Raw genomic sequence first — 17,495 nt, forward strand, 5'->3', positions numbered from 1 at the left:
AAGGCGACTCTGCACACGCACACACATCAATAATCCCATCCCCTCCCCTGTGCTACACTTCGCGCAATTTCTTTCTGCTACGGGTTTGCTATGAGACGAGAACTTGCCATCGAATTTTCCCGCGTGACCGAAGCGGCTGCGCTGGCTGGCTACAAATGGTTGGGGCGCGGCGATAAAAATACCGCTGACGGCGCGGCCGTTAACGCCATGCGCATTATGCTCAATCAGGTCAACATTGACGGGACGATTGTCATCGGCGAAGGCGAGATCGATGAAGCGCCAATGCTGTTTATCGGCGAAAAAGTCGGTACCGGACACGGCGACGCGGTAGACATTGCTGTCGATCCGATCGAAGGCACCCGCATGACGGCGATGGGTCAGGCTAACGCGCTGGCGGTTCTGGCCGTCGGTGACAAGGGCTGCTTCCTGAACGCGCCGGATATGTACATGGAAAAGCTGATCGTGGGTCCGGGAGCAAAAGGGTCTATCGATCTCAACCTGCCGCTGGAAGAGAATCTGCGTAATGTCGCAAACGCGCTGGGCAAGCCGTTGCGCGATCTGACCGTCACCATTCTGGCGAAACCACGCCATGATGACGTTATCGCAGAGATGGCGAAGCTGGGCGTGCGCGTATTTGCGATTCCTGACGGTGACGTTGCCGCCTCTATTCTTACCTGCATGCCAGACAGCGAAGTCGACGTGCTGTACGGGATTGGCGGTGCGCCGGAAGGTGTTGTATCCGCCGCCGTGATCCGCGCACTGGATGGCGATATGCAGGGCCGCCTTCTCGCGCGTCATGACGTCAAAGGCGACAGCGAAGACAATCGTCGCATTGGCGAGCAGGAACTGGCGCGCTGCGAGGCCATGGGCATTGAAGCGGGTAAAGCGTTGCGTCTGGACGAAATGGCGCGCAGCGACAACGTCATCTTCTCCGCAACCGGGATCACCAAAGGCGACCTGCTGGAAGGGATCAGTCGTAAAGGCAACATCGCGACCACCGAAACGCTGCTGATCCGCGGGAAGTCACGCACCATTCGCCGCATCCAGTCAATTCACTACCTCGATCGCAAAGACCCGGACGTACAGGCGCATATCCTTTAAAATATTACACAAATTCCTTCACATTGCGTCGCGGCGGCAAGCGAGCAAAACCCCAGCAGCATAGATAACGATGTGACTGGGTTGCGCGAATGCTGCCAACAAAGAGGCAGCGTGAAGGATGAAATGTCATTTGATCAATCGAGCCTTCCAGCCCATATGGGCTGGAAATCTTTCGCTCAACGAACGAAGATAGGGCTATAGGATCAGAACAGGAGAAGACCATGGCAGAGTGGGTAACAGGCAAAGTGACTAAAGTGCAGTACTGGACTGAGGCCCTGTTGAGTCTGACCGTTCACGCCCCGGTTCATCCCTTCACTGCAGGTCAATTTACCAAGCTCGGACTGGAGATTGACGGCGAGCGCGTCCAGCGCGCCTATTCTTATGTCAACGCCCCCGAGAATCCCGATCTGGAGTTTTACCTGGTCACCGTTCCCGACGGTAAACTGAGTCCACGTCTGGCGGCGCTGAAACCCGGCGATGAAATCCAGGTCGTCAGTGAAGCTGCCGGTTTTTTTGTGCTGGATGAGGTTCCCGAGTGCGACACGCTGTGGATGCTGGCGACGGGGACGGCGATTGGCCCTTACCTGTCAATTCTTCAACAGGGTAAAGACGTCGATCGTTTTAAAAATCTGGTGCTGGTGCATGCTGCACGTTACGCCGCCGACCTAAGCTATCTGCCGCTCATGCTGGAGCTGCAGGCTCGCTACGAAGGTAAATTACGTATTCAAACGGTGGTCAGCCGGGAAACGATCGCGGGCTCGCTAACCGGGCGTATACCGGCGCTGATTGAAAGCGGTGAGCTGGAAAAAGCGGTTGGCCTGCCGATGGATAAAGAAACCAGTCATATCATGCTATGCGGCAATCCACAGATGGTTCGCGACACGCAGCAATTGCTGAAAGAGACCCGGCAAATGACCAAACACCTGCGCCGCCGACCGGGCCATATGACCGCCGAACACTACTGGTAATTTTTTGCCCGATGACGGCAGTGCAATCCATCACGCCTTGTACTTCACGTCCTGCGTATCTTTACCAAATTTATTCTCGCCCTGGGTGCCGACAAATGCGCCCAGGTCTACCAGCATCATGACCAGAATCAATGTTGGAACAAAACGTCCGACGACCCACTGCCACATTCCCGGCAGCATCACCCAGTTGCCCGCCAATAGCATCCACGCCAGAATCATCAGTAACGCCCACAGGCCTGAACGCCCTCGGTCATGCAGGCGTTTTACCATTACCGCCGCCGTCGGCCAGAGCATGCACACCAGAGCAAACGCCGCCGTTTTAATCTCAAGCCATTGTTTACTGGCCAGAGTGAACAGAACCAGCATACCGACAAACCAGAGGCCGACCCAAATCCAGAAATCACGGCGCCCGATACGCCCTTTAAATGAGAATAACCACTGCTGTATGGTCATGTAAGTTCCTTTATTATTGCCCTACCCCACAGTTTACCCTTTTGACAAGCCAGGCAGTTATCGTTTTAATCGTGAGCAGCCATAACGAAAGGTAAGATTGATGAAGCCAGGATGTACGCTGTTTTTACTATTGTTTTCTGTGATTTCCGTAAGCACAACGGTGCAGGCAGCAGAACCCTCGACGACGACGGCGCCGTATCTGCTGGCTGGCGCCCCGACGTTCGATCTCTCGATCAGCCAGTTTCGCGAAAACTTTAACAGCCAAAACCCTAAGCTTTCACTGAACGAATTTCGCGCTATCGACAGCAGTCGGGACAAAGCCAATCTGACGCGCGCCGCCAGCAAGATCAACGAAAACCTGTACGCCTCTACGGCGCTGGAGCGCGGCACGTTAAAAATCAAAAGCATGCAGATAACCTGGCTCCCCATTCAAGGGCCAGAGCAAAAAGCGGCAAGAACGAAAGCGCTGGAGTACATGGCGGCGGTCATTCGTAGCGTCGCGCCGTTACTGACGAAGGAACAAAGCCAGAAAAAACTGCAGCGGTTGCTTATTGCAGGCAAGAATAAGCGCTACTACGCTGAAACCGAAGGCGCAATTCGCTATGTTGTCGCAGATAACGGCGAAAAGGGACTGACCTTCGCTGTTGAACCGATTAAGCTGGCACTATCTGAAGGCCTGGAAGGGGCGAATAAATGACAAAAAGCAAAGCCTTTCCAGCGACGAATCTCTATACTGTTTCACAGACCATGCTGCCCTGAAGGGCGGCCATATTCCTTAATTCGCTGATAAAGCGTGGAGAATTGAAATGCGACATCCTTTAGTGATGGGTAACTGGAAACTGAACGGCAGCCGCCACATGGTAAACGAGCTGGTTGCTAACCTGCGCAAAGAGCTGGCTGGCGTTGCTGGCTGTGGCGTTGCTATCGCTCCGCCGGAAATGTACATCGACCTGGCGAAACACGCTGCGGCCGGTAGCCACATCATGCTGGGCGCGCAGAACGTTGACCTGAACCTGTCTGGCGCGTTCACCGGTGAAACCTCGGCTGAAATGCTGAAAGATATCGGCGCTCAGTACATCATCATCGGTCACTCAGAGCGTCGTACTTATCACAAAGAGTCTGATGAACTGATCGCTAAGAAATTCGCAGTTCTGAAAGAGCAAGGTCTGACCCCGGTTCTGTGCATCGGTGAAACCGAAGCAGAAAACGAAGCAGGCAAAACAGAAGAAGTATGTGCACGTCAGATCGACGCCGTGCTGAAAACTCAGGGCGCAAGCGCATTCGAAGGCGTGGTTATCGCTTACGAACCTGTATGGGCGATCGGTACGGGCAAATCTGCCACTCCGGCACAGGCTCAGGCGGTTCACAAATTCATCCGTGACCACATTGCTAAAGCTGACGCGGCAATCGCACAGCAGGTTATCATCCAGTACGGCGGTTCTGTAAACGCGTCCAACGCAGCAGAACTGTTCGCTCAGCCGGACATCGACGGCGCGCTGGTTGGCGGTGCTTCACTGAAAGCTGATGCTTTCGCCGTGATCGTCAAAGCTGCAGAAGCGGCTAAACAGGCGTAATCGCTGTTGTGGCGGTAGATGCGTCATCTACCGCCACATTTTTATTTACCAGTATCCCAGCCAGTGCCACCAGACCGCCCCGACGATCCCCCAGACAGTCAGGTTTACCACGCTCATCACCAATCCCGTTTTCCACCATTCCGCAAGTGTGACGTATCCGGAGCCAAAGATGATCGGCGCGGTGCCCGTACCATAATGCGTTAACGACATCATCAGCGATGAGGAAAAAGCGAGCATTAAGCCCAGCAATGCCGGCGGCGCGCCCAGAGCTAATCCTGCAGCGAAGAACGCCGCAAACATCGCCGTAATATGCGCGGTGGTACTGGCAAAAAAGTAGTGAGAGTAAACATAGAGCAGAACCAGCAACAGTGTGGCGACGCCCCAGTGCACGCCGAGCTGATCGATTGTATTCCCCACGCTCACGGCTAACCAACTCACCAGACCCAGCTTGCTGAGAAATTCAGCCATCATGACCAGTGCCGCAAACCACACGACGGTATCCCAGGCGCCGCGACATTTAAGAATGTCATCCCAGCTCAATACCCCTGAGATCAGCAATATAGAGAGTCCAATTAAGGCGGCGCTGGTCGGGTTAACAGTCCAGCCACTCCCCATAATGAGCGCCGGGATCCCCGCCCACAAACACAGCAGCAGGGCAAAAACAGCGAGCGTAATTTTCTCGGCAAGCGCCAACGGACCAAGTGATTCCAGCTTTTGTCGCGCGAACTGCGGCGCATCAGGCGTGCGGGTAATGGCAGGGGGATAAAGCCACCAGATGACGAGCGGCATCAGCACCAGTGACACCACCGCAGGGAGCAGCGCGGCTATCGCCCACATCCCCCAGGTCATGTTCAAAACCCCATCAGTGCCTTTGGTTAAAAAGCTCACTATCAGTGGGTTAGGCGCAGTCGCAGTAATAAACATCGCCGAGCTGATGGGGTTAATATTGTAGTTCACCAGTGCCAGGTAACGACCCGTCGACCCATTTTCGCTGTTCCCCGGTTGCGACCCCAGACTTTCAGCGATAGCGCGCATGACCGGATGGATGATACCGCCACCGCGCGCGGTGTTACTGGGGGTCACTGGCGCAATCAATGTTTCAGCCAGCGTCAATGCCCAGGCGATACCCAGCGTTCGTTTACCAAACAACGCGATAAATCCATAGCCAATACGCGCCCCCAGCCCCGTTTTCAACAAACTTTGCGAGAGCATAATCGACAAACCAATCAGCCAGATCAGTTGGTTAGAAAAGCCGCTCAGCGCATCGTTAAGCGCCGCAGAGGGCTTGCCTGGGTTGGTAACGCCCGTCATTGCCACCAGCATAATCGCAATGATTGCGATAGCGCCAATGGGCAGGGCTTTACCGATAATAGCCGCGATAGTACCAATAAACAGCGCCAGCAAATGCCACGCTTCAGGCGTCACACCGGAAGGGTTGGGGACAGCAAACCACAACATCAGGGTAATGAAAACCGAAAGAAATGCAGGCCAAAGACGAATGGGGGTTAACCGGTCCATGAATTAATCCTTGAATTTCTTCTGAACGAGTGTGTTCACGGCTATTAACCGATATTTATGCTGATAAAACAATCAGCTACATCACAAAACAGAAGGAGTTAACGTTCAAAATATATCGGGTCTGTGACACCGCGCAATTACAATTTTCCCAGCACGCTAAACCACAGATAATCCAGCGGCAGCAACACCAGCCAGGTGACCAGCGCCAGCGCCAGACACAGCAACATCCCTGCCCTGGCCGGTACTTTCCCTAACGCCATCGCCACGATAATCGGTGAGGCCTGATACGGCAGTAGCGGCGTGGAATAGCCCAGCACCTGAATCATAATGACCGAAAGCAGCGGGAACCCTGTCGCATCAGAAAAACTCTCTGCCAGCGTGGTATACAACGCCGGAACGCCGTTGGCGGTCATGATAAAGTTGAGAACGGTGGTGATCCCGGTCAGCGTGACAAAGTTGGTGAAAGGATTTTCTGCGTCCAGCGGCATAATCTGCAACAGCGCCTCTCCTACCGCGCTGCCAATCCCGGTATGCGTAACGGTAATGGCCAGTCCCAGAATACCCGCCACATAGATGCACGTGCGGATATTCACTCCGCTGGAAAACTCTTCGCCATTGATAAAACCTACGCGCGGCAGCAGGGTAATCACGGCCGCCGCCAGCCCGGTCCACGCCGGACCAATACCATGCCAGGTTTCACTAACCCACATCACCAGCACCACCGCCAGCATCCAGGATAACCGCTTTTCATCGCGACTCATGGGCGCAGGAGATGAGGTATCGGTCGGCGCATGGGGCTTACCCGGAAACAGCCAGCAAATCAGGAGGACCAGCGCCGCCCCTTTGAGCCAGCCGAGAACGGGGGTATGCAGCAACAAATACGGCAAATAATTCAAGTGGATGCCATACGAACCTTCCGTTGCGCCACTCATGACAAGGTTAGGTACGTTAGCAGGGAGGATCGTGGCGGAAAGCTGGAAGGTGCCGAAACCCACCGCCAGCGCCAGACCGAACCAGGCACGCGAATTCTCAGCAATTCCGGCGCGTTTTGCCATCGCCGCAACAATCGGCATCAGCAATGCGATACGCCCCATGTTGGAAGGCATGACAAACGCCAGTGCATAACTGAGTAACACCACGCTCGCCACCATCAACGGCCAGGAGTCGGTTAGCCTTGCCGATAATGCCCTCGCCGCCCGGTCCGCAAGCCCCGTTTTACGGATCGCAATTCCCAGCACAAATCCGCTAAATACCAGCCAGAATGCCGAAGAAGCAAAGCCGCCGAAGATAACGTCCGGCGGCGCAATCTTTGCCACCATCGCGACGGTAAAAAACAACAACGCCGTAATAAATTCCGGCAGCAGGGACGTCGCCCAGAGCAGAATGGTGATACCGACAAGCAGTGAAGGGATAAACAGCGGGTGCGAAAACCAGAGCGACATGCCTGTCTCCTGTTGTTTTTTTCAACAAGAATACGGGGACAGGCTGATAGAGTAAACGCCAGATATGGTGGGTTACTTCAGAATATCACATTGATGATCCTGAATTTCCTCGGCAGACGCCAGGTTGAACGCCAACAGATTGCGCTGTGTAGCCAGCAATACAAAGGTGTCATCGCTCTGGCGCACCATCGCCAGCGCGTAGCTGCCCATATGATCGCGCGCTTCTGGCACCTCTTCCGCCAGCATCATAAAGGGACTGCGTTGCGCCAGTTCGTTCTCGGTGACCCGACGGGCCAGATACTCGTGCCCGCGTAATCCGCCCGCGAGCGGCAACCAGCGAGTGCCGATTTTTGCCATATTGTCATCAAGTTGAGTTCGTACGTCCTTGCGCAAACAGGAGATATGGATGTGGAAATGGTTTTGCGTCCGCCCGGTGCGTGAGTTGATCGCCAATGATACGGCGCTGTCAGGGATCTCCTGTCCATACTTTTGGCTCATAAAGCTACGCGCCTGCCAGGCCAGCCAGAAGAAGTTGGGCGTGAACGGTTCCGTCAATAAGGGACTTTCCGTGCCGTTAATGCGGTAAGTTGGCATTAACAGATATTGCAGAGGGCCATTTCGGTCTTTAAACACCACATAACCGGCCTCTGGATTCACTTCTGTACACGGCGCCGGATTGTGATGCTGACGCTGATTTGGTACGCACTGTTCCAGGACTTTCTCCCGTAGCGCATCCGGATTTCCTGCAAATTTCCAGTAGCCGATACCCGCTGCGGCGGCGATGACGACAATCGCCAGTGAAAGATAGCCTGTTTTTTTCATTGTGCGTTTCCTGTATCTCATTGAAGTGCAAGAGTAACGCAAAATGATGACAATTAAAAAAGCCCGATGGCATAGCGCCAGCGGGCCTGAAAATCGCAGAAATGGTTAGCGTTTGCTGATCTGGTCGAAGGTTCCGCCGTTTGCGAAGTGCTCTTTTTGCGCTTTTGTCCACCCGCCGAACGCCTCATCAATGGTGAAGAGTTTCAATTTCGGAAAGGCGCTTTCATATTTCTTCGCAACATCAGGATTGCGCGGGCGATAGTAGTTTTTCGCCGCAATCTCCTGGCCTTCCGGCGAATAGAGGTACTTCAGATAGGCTTGCGCCACCTCGGTGGTACCTTTTTTCTCAGCCACTTTATCGACAACCGAAACGGTCGGTTCCGCCAGGATTGACTCGCTCGGGGTCACAATCTCGAATTTGTCTTTACCGAGTTCATGGGTTGCCAGCAGCGCTTCGTTCTCCCAGGCAATCAGGACATCACCAATCCCGCGTTCTACGAAGGTGTTGGTTGAACCACGAGCGCCGGAATCGAGGACTTCCACATTCTTAAACAGCGCCTTCACGAAGTCCTGGGCTTTCGCCTGGTCGTTGTTGTTGTGGTGCAGGGCGTAACCCCACGCCGCCAGATAATTCCAGCGTGCGCCGCCTGAGCTTTTCGGGTTCGGCGTGATGACGGATACGCCAGGTTTTACCAGATCGTTCCAGTCATGAATTTGCTTTGGATTCCCTTTACGCACCAGGAAGACGATGGTGGAGGTATAAGGCGCAGAGTTGTCCGGCAGACGTTTGATCCAATTTTTATCAATGCGGCCACGTTCCGCAATGGCGTCTACATCGTAGGCCAGCGCCAGGGTCACCACATCCGCCTCAATGCCGTTAATCACGGAGGTCGCTTGCTTGCCGGAACCACCATGAGACTGGCGGGTCACCACGTTATCACCCGTTTGCTGTTTCCAGTGCGCGCTAAACGCTTTGTTGTACTGCTCGTACAACTCACGCGTTGGATCATACGAAACGTTAAGTAATTGAATATCCTTCGCCAGAACGCTGGTGGATGCCAGCAACAACGTTAATCCCACGCCCCATTTGTTCATCGCCCAATTCTCTTATGCTGTGTTGTGATGATCAGAGCGTGCCAGAAAGGAATTCAAACATTAAAGAATAAAAAAAGATTTGCTATAACTTGAGGGAATATGAAGAGGATAATTGCCGGATGACGGATAACGTCTTATCCGGCCTACAAACCGGTACGATCTGTAGGCCCGATAAGCATAGCGCCATCAGGCGCGGCGAGGAATCAGTACAGTTTCTTCGCGCAGTCCAGCCAGTCACCTTTGAATGGGCGCTTCATGTTTTCGATAGCGTCGATGATGTCGTGGTGAACCAGCTGTTCGTTCTGGATACCGACGCAACGACCGCCGAAACCTTCCTGCAGCAACTCAATGGCATACGCCCCCATGCGGGACGCCAGAATACGGTCATAAGGCACCGGAGAACCGCCACGCTGAATGTGTCCCAGCACGGTTGCGCGGGTTTCACGTTTGGTCTCTTTCTCGATGAAATGCGCCAGTTCGTCAACGTCACACATGTGTTCAGTGATAGCGACGATGGCGTGTTTTTTGCCTTTCGCAATACCGGCTTTGATTTCAGCGACCAGATCTTCGCGGCTGAATTCCACTTCCGGCACCACCACAAACTCACAACCGCCAGCAATCGCTGCCGCCAGGGTCAGGTCGCCACAGTAACGCCCCATCACTTCAACGATAGAGATACGTTGGTGAGAGGAGGAGGTATCACGCAGACGGTCAATCGCTTCAACCACCGTCCCCAGCGCCGTAAAGTAACCAATGGTGTAGTCGGTGCCTTTAATGTCGTTGTCGATAGTGCCTGGCAGACCAATGCATGGGAAACCCATTTCAGTCAGACGTTTTGCACCCATGTAAGAACCGTCACCGCCGATGACCACCAGCGCGTCAATGCCCCGTTTTTTCAGGTTTTCGATAGCCACGGCACGCACATTTTCATCGCGGAATTCAGGGAAACGCGCGGAACCGAGGAAGGTACCGCCACGGTTGATCATGTCGGACACGCTGTAACGGTCAAGCTGAGCCATACGGTCTTCATACAGACCCAGGTAGCCGTCATAAATACCCATTACTTCCAGCCCTTCCGTCAACGCTGCGCGCACAACGCCACGGATTGCTGCGTTCATGCCCGGCGCATCACCGCCGCTTGTCAACACACCGATTTTCTTAATCATGACTACCTCTGAACTTTGGAATGCAAAATGAAATCTGTTGCCGGAAGCCGATTCTGCATATCGACACGATCCAACGCATATGCAGATAGTATAGCAATCACTTCCTGCTGAATTGATTCAGGTCAGGCCAAAAGGCGGTAATTTATACACAAAATGCTGGCCTGGTTCACTTTTTTTACAACGAATTACGAAAGCTCAAACCTTTTACCTTCCTTGGGTACGACGGAACACGGGTCCTGATGGATAATGACATCAGAGCCCGGAAAACGCCGCAAAATCGCCTGCTCTACCTGTTCAGCCACCAAATGGGCCTGAACGAGAGGCAGATGATCTTCCATTTCCAAATGAATCTGAATAAAGCGAGTCGGCCCTGACTGCCGTGTGCGAAGATCGTGAGCGCCGCTGACGCCCGGCCATGATGTCACGATACCAATAATTTCCTGACGTTCGTCGTCGGGTAATGCGCGATCCAACAACGATTGCACCGCCTCATATCCCATTCGTAACGCGCTATATAGAATATAGATGCCGATTCCCAACGCAAACAAGGCATCTGCACGATGCCAGCCATACCAGGCGAGGCCAAGCGCAACAAGAATCGCTCCGTTCATCATAACATCAGACTGATAATGAAGCATATCTGCCCGCACAGCCTGGCTTTGCGTCCTGCGCACGACCCAGCGCTGAAACGTGACCAAAATAAGCGTGCAGACCAGTGCGATAACCGTCACCACGACGCCAACGCCCGGATCTTTCATCGGCGTGGGTTGGATGAGGTGTTGAATGCCGGTCAAAAATAAAAACAGCGCAGAACCCGAAATAAACATACTTTGCGCCAGCGCCGCCAGTGATTCTGCTTTGCCGTGCCCGAAAGTATGTTCATCGTCTGCCGGTTGCAGCGAGTAGCGCACCACCAGAAGATTCGTTAACGACGCGGCGATATCCACCAGCGAGTCCACCAGCGCAGCCAGAATACTCACCGACCCGGTGTACCACCACGCAAAAATCTTGATTAAAAGTAACAACGACGCCATCACTGTCGCAGCGATTGCCGCCCGGCTTACCAGCCGTCCATAGGTTTGATTCATAAACACTCCTGCCAGGACATGCCGGTAGTATAACGGATGGCGCAAAACAGTCAGACAATAACCGGATGACAAATTGAGGACAAAAAAAACCCCCACATCATGTGGGGGGAAGACAGGGATGGTGATTTAATTTTCATCATAACTGAATGAAACAAAAGGATTTGTTTTATCCGATGTCCACACATCGTCCACACATCGACAAAATGGCCCCATCAAACGGGGCTATTTTTTTCGCGATTATTTTCAATTGCTGAAATTAATATAGTTTTTTACTATATTAAAAATAGCCACACCAACGGAGTTAACCAGCACCATGCCCCTGATTGACTACATCAAGAAATACTACAACGGGAATCAGGCATCGTTTGCCAGGCTTACTGGTGTACAACCCGCACAGGTTACACAATGGATTCTCAAAGGGTTTATTGTGGTCGATCACACTCTATACAGCCCACGCCGAAAACTCGGCATTTAGTTTCCCGCCCCTCTTTTCTCCACCTGCGGCGCGGCACAGCCCACGCAGATCTTTTTATTTAAATCCGCGCATCACTTTGCAAAACCCCAGACCATACGAATTTAACGCCAGCCCGCGCCCCGCAAGGCTTCACCGATTAACAGCCAGACCGCCAGCCAGTCACGTCACGCTGATTTGATCGTGACAAAAACTAAAACGATCCTTTTAAAAACATTAAGTTATCCAATCAGTTAGCCGCGTGGGCTGTGGCGTTTTTTGCAAAACATCGCAATCCCTTGCGCAGCGTGCAAACGCCAGCAGACCGCAAACGCCCAGCAGTGGCACGGGCTGGCGGGTTGCTTTGCGCAAAATTTCTTTTGCAAAATTTTAATGATCCAAATAGTGCAGGCGGGTGCGGTGTAGCGCCGTTTCCGTCTCGGATCCGCTTCCGTCTGCGTGCTGTCGCTGGCGTAGCGGGTCGCTGTTGAGCGAACGAAAGAAAGGCCGCACGGTGGCGACCTTTAATATTTGCGCTTGCTGTGGCGCGTTCTGTGGTGTCTGGTGAGGTGTGCGGTTATCCCGCTTTCTGTCAGGCTATCAGGGGACCGTATTTGCTTTTCAATGTACTGGTTTTATTGGCCGTTGCAGTGAACTGCGCAGATTGCCCACTGGCTCCGGTATTGGGGTGAGTATGCGACGCGGCTGTCTCTGCCAGTTCCCTCACCACATCCAGGGTGTCGGTGAGTAATGTCAGGACATTAATCTCTTCACTTCCCAGCTTAACCACCGGGGCAATCAGCTGTTGCGCCTGGGCAACGCTTCGGCGGATGCCGCTGATTTTTTCAGTCAGTGCGCCGCCGACGTCCGACGTGATATTCCCTTTTACTTCGTCTGTAACATCACCCCCAACGTCTCGTTTTACGTTCCGGCCAACACTGACAGAATTGTCCTTGCTGCAGGTTACTGTCAGGTTGCCGGATGTGCCGACGCTGTAATCGCCCTCGCTAATATGGACTACCGCTCCGGCCAGAAGTGTGGCCGTGCCAAGAACAGTTGTTTTATCCGTTGCCTGGACCGTGGTTTCACGGACAACCACTTTACGGATCTCTTCGTCTGTAGTGACTTCGCGCGTCATGGAGTTTTCGCGGATTGTCTGGTCCGTCTGGCGTTCCCAGTCCCCGGCAACGGTCACGCGCTGCGATACACCATCGCGCTGTTGCTGCAACTGTTCACCGGGTTTAACCGCTGGCAGGTTATGACCCTCCGCCATAATCTGGCGCACAAAGGGCTTATCCTGCCGCCCATCCGTGAACCCAACTTCAACCAGCGTGCCAGGTGGCGGAAACTGAAACATTCCCGACTCGCTGCCCGCCATTGGTACAGGCAACGGAACGGCAGAATAAACCGGCGTATCTGTAGCCGGTTTACCGTCCTCATCAAGCAGCTGGAGATCCACGGCATAACGCGGGCGGAATGGGTCGGCGATATTGCCGCCTGAAACATCCTCGCTCGGTGCTTCAACCCTGGCAAATTTTGGAAGATGCAGGCCGCTTGCCAGCTCCGGGAATGCGTTTTCAATCTGGCGCTGAATGGGTGATTTCTGCAACGGCTGGCCGGTGGCTTTATTGCGTGGCTGCCAGGTGATCGCCATATCGTCGTTATTTAGCCGGACCTGGTTTAGCCGCTGGCCGTTAACGTCTACGCCGGGGCGCAGGCTCTGGATCATTGGCACAACCATTGAATTACCGCCCGCCGAAGCCTGGCTAAATTCGTGCGGGATCTCCACGGGCTTGCCTGCAAAGAGACTGTGCTCCGCAGCGCCGACGAAAACATCCCCGTCCGGCAACTGATACCAGAGATAATCCATCACTGAAAATGCGCGGCCCAGGCTGGCAAGAAGCTGATAGCCCGTACCGTTGTGCGTAAAGTGAGGGATAGGTTTTTCCGCATAAACTGCACCGACCGGCACGGTAACGGTTAGCCCGCTTTGCTCACTTATCCAGTCAGTTATCTGGCGCAGCGTGGGATGCTGGAAAGAACACGGCCACAACTTGTCAAAGATGCCGACCAGCTCGCGCACGAATAGCCGACAGGTTCCATTATCAGCAGGTTGCGACCGTTCAACGTACCCGGTAAACCAGCGCAGGACCAGACCATCATAACCAGCATCGATACGCACCATCTTGCCGGTGTAATCTGTCTCTGTCCCCGCAGTAATGAACCCCCGACCGCACGCGTTTAGCTCCAGCACGATATTGCAGTCAATCAGATGGACCGGATCAGAGGAAAGGTACAGGCGTTTAATCGGTTTCATCGTTAATTACCCCAGCGCATCATTGACCGGCTTTAAGACCTTTTCTTCAAACCAGCTCATTTTATCGGCTGGCTCATCAGCACCGGCAGCAGCCCCCGCCCCCCCGGCACCCTTTGACCCTGTTTGCTTGGTACTGGCCGTCGCGTTACCTTTTCGGGCCTGTCGTTTTTCCGGGACGCTGCCTTTTTCACGCAAAGTAAAACTCACCTGCCAGGCAAGACGATCCTCCTGCGGTACGGCGTCAATCTGACCGGTGAAAGTGGCTTCGCGAAAGTTGATAGCCGTTGCCGTCGCATTGGCGACACGGTACGTTTTCAGCGATCCGCTGGCTTCGGTTGCGGATGCCAGCTGGAAAAGCCGCTGTAAAACGGCTTCGTCGTCGAATGTCACCAGGCCTGATACACGCAGCTCTTTTGCCTTGATACCCTGTTCAGCATTGGCCGTGCTCGATGTCTGGCCCGACTGGTCCTTCTCCTGAAACTGCATGGAAGGTGAAACCAGCATGTTTTGCATGTTAATACCTTCACCATCAAGCGCGAGTAGTGCGGTCTGGCTCATGTAACATCTTCCCTAAATCAGATAATGAATCCCCGATAAACATCATCGCAGCGGTATGCACTGCCGTTATTTGGGGGATACCTTTCAGTAATTCAGCGGCGGCAACGGCATAGCTCCCGCTGTAACTGAATGAAAAAATATTCGCACTGGCGGCTTTCAGGTCGTCCAGCCCCTGGCTTAGCGAAGTCAGCAAAGCGGCCCGTTCCTGAATGAATCCCGTCACCTGATTTTTTATCTCTGTGATAGTGGTACCGGCTGCGGCGTCCAGCTGCGCAGCGGCAACACGCTGGGCATTAAGCGCCAGGCGATTCGTTGAGACCGATAAAGGCGCACTGGCGGGCAATACATCGGCTTTAACCGGCAACTGCATTTTTACCGTGCTAAGTTCTGCGGCCGCCGCTGCCATACGGCTTACCTGCGTAAATACCGGTGCCGGAAATACGGTGGACAGTTTATTCAGCCCCTGCATAAAAGCATCGTGGGTATTTTCCGCCACCATCATGACGATCACATCGCCGCTTCCGTTGCCGGATAACAGCTTTTTGGCAAGGTATCCCAGCGCATTGGCCGGACTCAGATAACCGCCTGAATCCGTGCTCTGTCCCAGACCATAAACCCAGGGATGCGCCGGAATAATGGAACAGGATAAAGCCGACATATCGTCGGCTATTTTAATTATTGATTCACGCCACATAATCCGGGATCTCCGGCCAGTTAATTTCCTGTGGTTTACTGGTATCAACTCTGCTCAGAAGTACGGAATATTTTTCCCATTCAGTGAGCATTGATGTTTCTTTATCCGTTGCCATACCCAATTTTACGGCGCGGGAAAGCGGAGCAATAGCGGTCTCTGCATCGGCAAGAAGCATTTTTTTCCTGGAATCTGCCTGCCGTTGTAATTCTTCCGAGGTGTAAGTACGGGGAGCAAATTTATTGCCATCAAATACCCACTCTCCGCGAATATCCGCCCGGCGATTAGCTGTTGTATCCGGAACCTCTGCCACACTCAGATTTTCAGGCCATAGCATAGAAACATCTTTGCTAATACTACGGATAATATTATCGCTGTCGTAAGTGAATTTTATTGTGTCTGCTGAAAATAGCTTTTGGCTTTCGTACCACTCCTGACCCCCCTCAGAAAATAAAAATAATACGTTGTGTTTTGCAAGTTCCATTTGCTCAGCGGTGGCGGGATTACCACGGCTGAAATTTTTAATATTTTGCATGGTTAGTTATTCCCTTTGTTATTGCCCAATGACAAACCAACCCCGTGAAGGGAAAAAAATCTGTAATGTGCGGCGGTAAACATTATCAGGAACACGATCCCCGTCGTTCTGGGTCAGCCCTGTCAGTACATACCCGGCCTGATCATTAAACCCACCAAACGGAACAGTCTGAACCAGTGCGGATTCAACCGCGCCAAATCTGACATTCGAAACAAAGTTCTGGTTAACCCAGTCCCACGTTGCACGGGTATTAATGTTGTTGTCACGTGAGGAAAAGTTTGCACTGAGCCAGTCATGAAGCCATCCGCTCCATCTGGTGCCATAAACACTTCCATCGGGTGTATATGCAGCAGCACCGGCTCTCAGGTAACCTGGTACAGACCAGTCACCGTTATTGAGATTGAATGACGCTATACGAGTTTGCCCAGCACCGGAACCTTTACCAAAGATACGAAACTCTGCGCCCAGGAGGTCTATGTTGACGTCAGCACCCGATTGCGTGTTCACAATAGAATATTGTGGACTGTCGCCATTTGACGTTTTAATTGTTACACCAGACTCAGACAACGCCAGTGGTCCCGTCATCGTGTCGCCATTTTTTTGGACAGCATTAGCGGCCCTGTCAACCGTAGTCTTTAAACCGATATTCTGGACAAATAAAGCCGGATTTGGGATATCAGAACCATTGCGGTCTTTTGCCAGTCGCGCATTCGCATTATCCATCGCGATTTTTACTGCTTTCGGCGTTGCGGCCTGTTCTTCGCTGACGCTGTCTGTCGCACTGTTCAGGCGCGTAAAACCCTTTTCGCTGGTTGACGCGTCCGGGTGATTTCGGGACTGTTCATGTTTTTTCAGCGCATCACTGGCCTGTTGTTCGTCCAGAGTACCTTTGGGGCGCAAGTCCGTGATGTTGCCAGCGGCATCAATACTGGCGAGCGCAAAAACATAATGTTGCACGCCGTTACTGACATAATCAGCGACATTTTCCGCAACCGTGATTTTACTTTGTGCAACCCATTCACTGGTCAGCGTCCCGGTCCAACTGACATCAAGCCAGACCTTTGTCAGCTTCGCAGATGCGGTAATGTTCAGGTCTGCGGGCAATTCAGCACGCAGCCCGGCAACGTATCCGACCCCCTTTGTGACAAAAAATTGATTGCCGGACTTTGCGACCAGATAGCCCGAATCAAAAAATGCAGCTATCCCATAAAGATCGATATTTTCTCGGCGCTGGCGTTCATCCATTGCCGCCAGGCGGGCAGTGAAATCAATCTGCCATGTCTCTGCCGGGGTGGTAATTTCCGTTGCTTCCCTGGCTCCGCTGTATTCCATCAGCATGGAACGAACCAGCACGTTTCCCTGTTGGCCGTTCGCATTTTTTATTTTGCGCTGGGTCGGAGCGTGAATAATCATCGCCAGTGTACCGGTGGCTTTATTTGCCAGCCCTATCCAGTTGAAATCGTAATCGCCCACATCCGCCCCCATAGTGACGGAATAAACGACAGCATTTTCATTCACAACGCCGGTTTTACTTACCGGCAGGCGATCGACAATTTTATCCGCTGCGGGAATTGTCTCAGTATTATCAATTGGCTTATCGGTATCCAGCCCCGGGATATACGCGAAAATAAATTCATCCAGCACGACGGGCTGATTATTAATTGCCTGCTGGGCTTTCCATTCTGAAAATACTTTTGTAATAACGGCCTGTGACAT

The 17,495-nt window shown here is 53.0% G+C and carries 16 protein-coding genes; 4 read left to right on the forward strand and 12 right to left on the reverse strand.

Annotated features, from left to right (window positions below; all coding sequences use genetic code 11):
- Window positions 1-90 precede the first annotated feature (90 nt).
- On the forward strand, window positions 91-1,101 hold the full coding sequence (gene glpX, locus P2W74_RS22155) for a class II fructose-bisphosphatase (protein WP_203359379.1): 1,011 nt from the start codon (window positions 91-93) through the stop codon (window positions 1,099-1,101).
- Between the two features lie 221 nt (window positions 1,102-1,322).
- Entirely contained in the window at window positions 1,323-2,069 is a 747-nt protein-coding gene (gene fpr, locus P2W74_RS22160) for a ferredoxin--NADP(+) reductase (RefSeq protein ID WP_276293244.1), read from the forward strand.
- Between the two features lie 30 nt (window positions 2,070-2,099).
- On the opposite strand, the gene P2W74_RS22165 is transcribed toward fpr, so the two are convergent.
- Window positions 2,100-2,522: a DUF805 domain-containing protein gene (locus tag P2W74_RS22165; RefSeq protein WP_276293245.1), complete on the reverse strand. Its 423-nt coding sequence runs from the start codon at window positions 2,520-2,522 to the stop codon at window positions 2,100-2,102.
- Window positions 2,523-2,622: 100 nt separating this feature from the next.
- Between P2W74_RS22165 and P2W74_RS22170 the strand changes: the two genes are divergently transcribed.
- Both P2W74_RS22170 and tpiA read left to right on the forward strand, forming a co-directional pair.
- Window positions 2,623-3,219 carry a YiiQ family protein gene (locus P2W74_RS22170; RefSeq protein ID WP_276293246.1) on the forward strand — a complete coding sequence of 199 codons (597 nt, stop codon included), beginning with the start codon at window positions 2,623-2,625 and terminating at the stop codon, window positions 3,217-3,219.
- Window positions 3,220-3,328: 109 nt separating this feature from the next.
- Window positions 3,329-4,096, forward strand: coding sequence for a triose-phosphate isomerase (gene tpiA, locus P2W74_RS22175; RefSeq protein ID WP_276293247.1), 768 nt, complete (start codon window positions 3,329-3,331; stop codon window positions 4,094-4,096).
- A 45-nt stretch (window positions 4,097-4,141) separates the two neighbouring features.
- On the opposite strand, the gene P2W74_RS22180 is transcribed toward tpiA, so the two are convergent.
- The 11 genes from P2W74_RS22180 to P2W74_RS22230 form a co-directional block, all read right to left on the reverse strand.
- Window positions 4,142-5,614 carry a DASS family sodium-coupled anion symporter gene (locus P2W74_RS22180; protein WP_276293248.1) on the reverse strand — a complete coding sequence of 491 codons (1,473 nt, stop codon included), beginning with the start codon at window positions 5,612-5,614 and terminating at the stop codon, window positions 4,142-4,144.
- A gap of 137 nt (window positions 5,615-5,751) precedes the next feature.
- On the reverse strand, window positions 5,752-7,056 hold the full coding sequence (locus P2W74_RS22185; protein ID WP_276293249.1) for an SLC13 family permease: 1,305 nt from the start codon (window positions 7,054-7,056) through the stop codon (window positions 5,752-5,754).
- 72 nt (window positions 7,057-7,128) lie between these two features.
- The gene (locus tag P2W74_RS22190; protein WP_276293250.1) at window positions 7,129-7,878 is read right to left on the reverse strand and encodes a CDP-diacylglycerol diphosphatase; all 750 of its coding nucleotides are present in this window, start codon (window positions 7,876-7,878) and stop codon (window positions 7,129-7,131) included.
- Window positions 7,879-7,983: 105 nt separating this feature from the next.
- The gene (gene sbp / locus P2W74_RS22195) at window positions 7,984-8,973 is read right to left on the reverse strand and encodes a sulfate/thiosulfate ABC transporter substrate-binding protein Sbp (RefSeq protein ID WP_276293251.1); all 990 of its coding nucleotides are present in this window, start codon (window positions 8,971-8,973) and stop codon (window positions 7,984-7,986) included.
- A gap of 203 nt (window positions 8,974-9,176) precedes the next feature.
- A complete protein-coding gene (gene pfkA, locus P2W74_RS22200; RefSeq protein WP_276293252.1) occupies window positions 9,177-10,139 on the reverse strand; it encodes a 6-phosphofructokinase in 963 nt (320 codons plus the stop codon).
- A 185-nt stretch (window positions 10,140-10,324) separates the two neighbouring features.
- Window positions 10,325-11,227 carry a CDF family cation-efflux transporter FieF gene (fieF, locus tag P2W74_RS22205; protein WP_276293253.1) on the reverse strand — a complete coding sequence of 301 codons (903 nt, stop codon included), beginning with the start codon at window positions 11,225-11,227 and terminating at the stop codon, window positions 10,325-10,327.
- 1,043 nt (window positions 11,228-12,270) lie between these two features.
- Window positions 12,271-13,995, reverse strand: coding sequence for a hypothetical protein (locus P2W74_RS22210; protein ID WP_276293254.1), 1,725 nt, complete (start codon window positions 13,993-13,995; stop codon window positions 12,271-12,273).
- 6 nt (window positions 13,996-14,001) lie between these two features.
- Complete coding sequence (locus P2W74_RS22215; protein ID WP_276293255.1) at window positions 14,002-14,553, reverse strand: baseplate complex protein; 552 nt, start codon at window positions 14,551-14,553, stop codon at window positions 14,002-14,004.
- A complete protein-coding gene (locus tag P2W74_RS22220) occupies window positions 14,525-15,247 on the reverse strand; it encodes a hypothetical protein (protein WP_276293256.1) in 723 nt (240 codons plus the stop codon). Before P2W74_RS22220 ends, P2W74_RS22215 begins: the two co-directional genes overlap by 29 nt.
- Window positions 15,237-15,779 carry a tail fiber assembly protein gene (locus tag P2W74_RS22225; protein WP_276293257.1) on the reverse strand — a complete coding sequence of 181 codons (543 nt, stop codon included), beginning with the start codon at window positions 15,777-15,779 and terminating at the stop codon, window positions 15,237-15,239. The genes P2W74_RS22220 and P2W74_RS22225 overlap by 11 nt, the downstream gene beginning before the upstream one ends.
- An 18-nt stretch (window positions 15,780-15,797) precedes the next feature.
- Window positions 15,798-17,495, reverse strand: a complete 1,698-nt coding sequence (locus P2W74_RS22230; RefSeq protein WP_276293258.1) for a phage tail-collar fiber domain-containing protein — start codon at window positions 17,493-17,495, stop codon at window positions 15,798-15,800.

Source organism: Citrobacter enshiensis (genome assembly GCF_029338175.1).
Lineage (GTDB): Bacteria > Pseudomonadota > Gammaproteobacteria > Enterobacterales > Enterobacteriaceae > Citrobacter_D > Citrobacter_D enshiensis.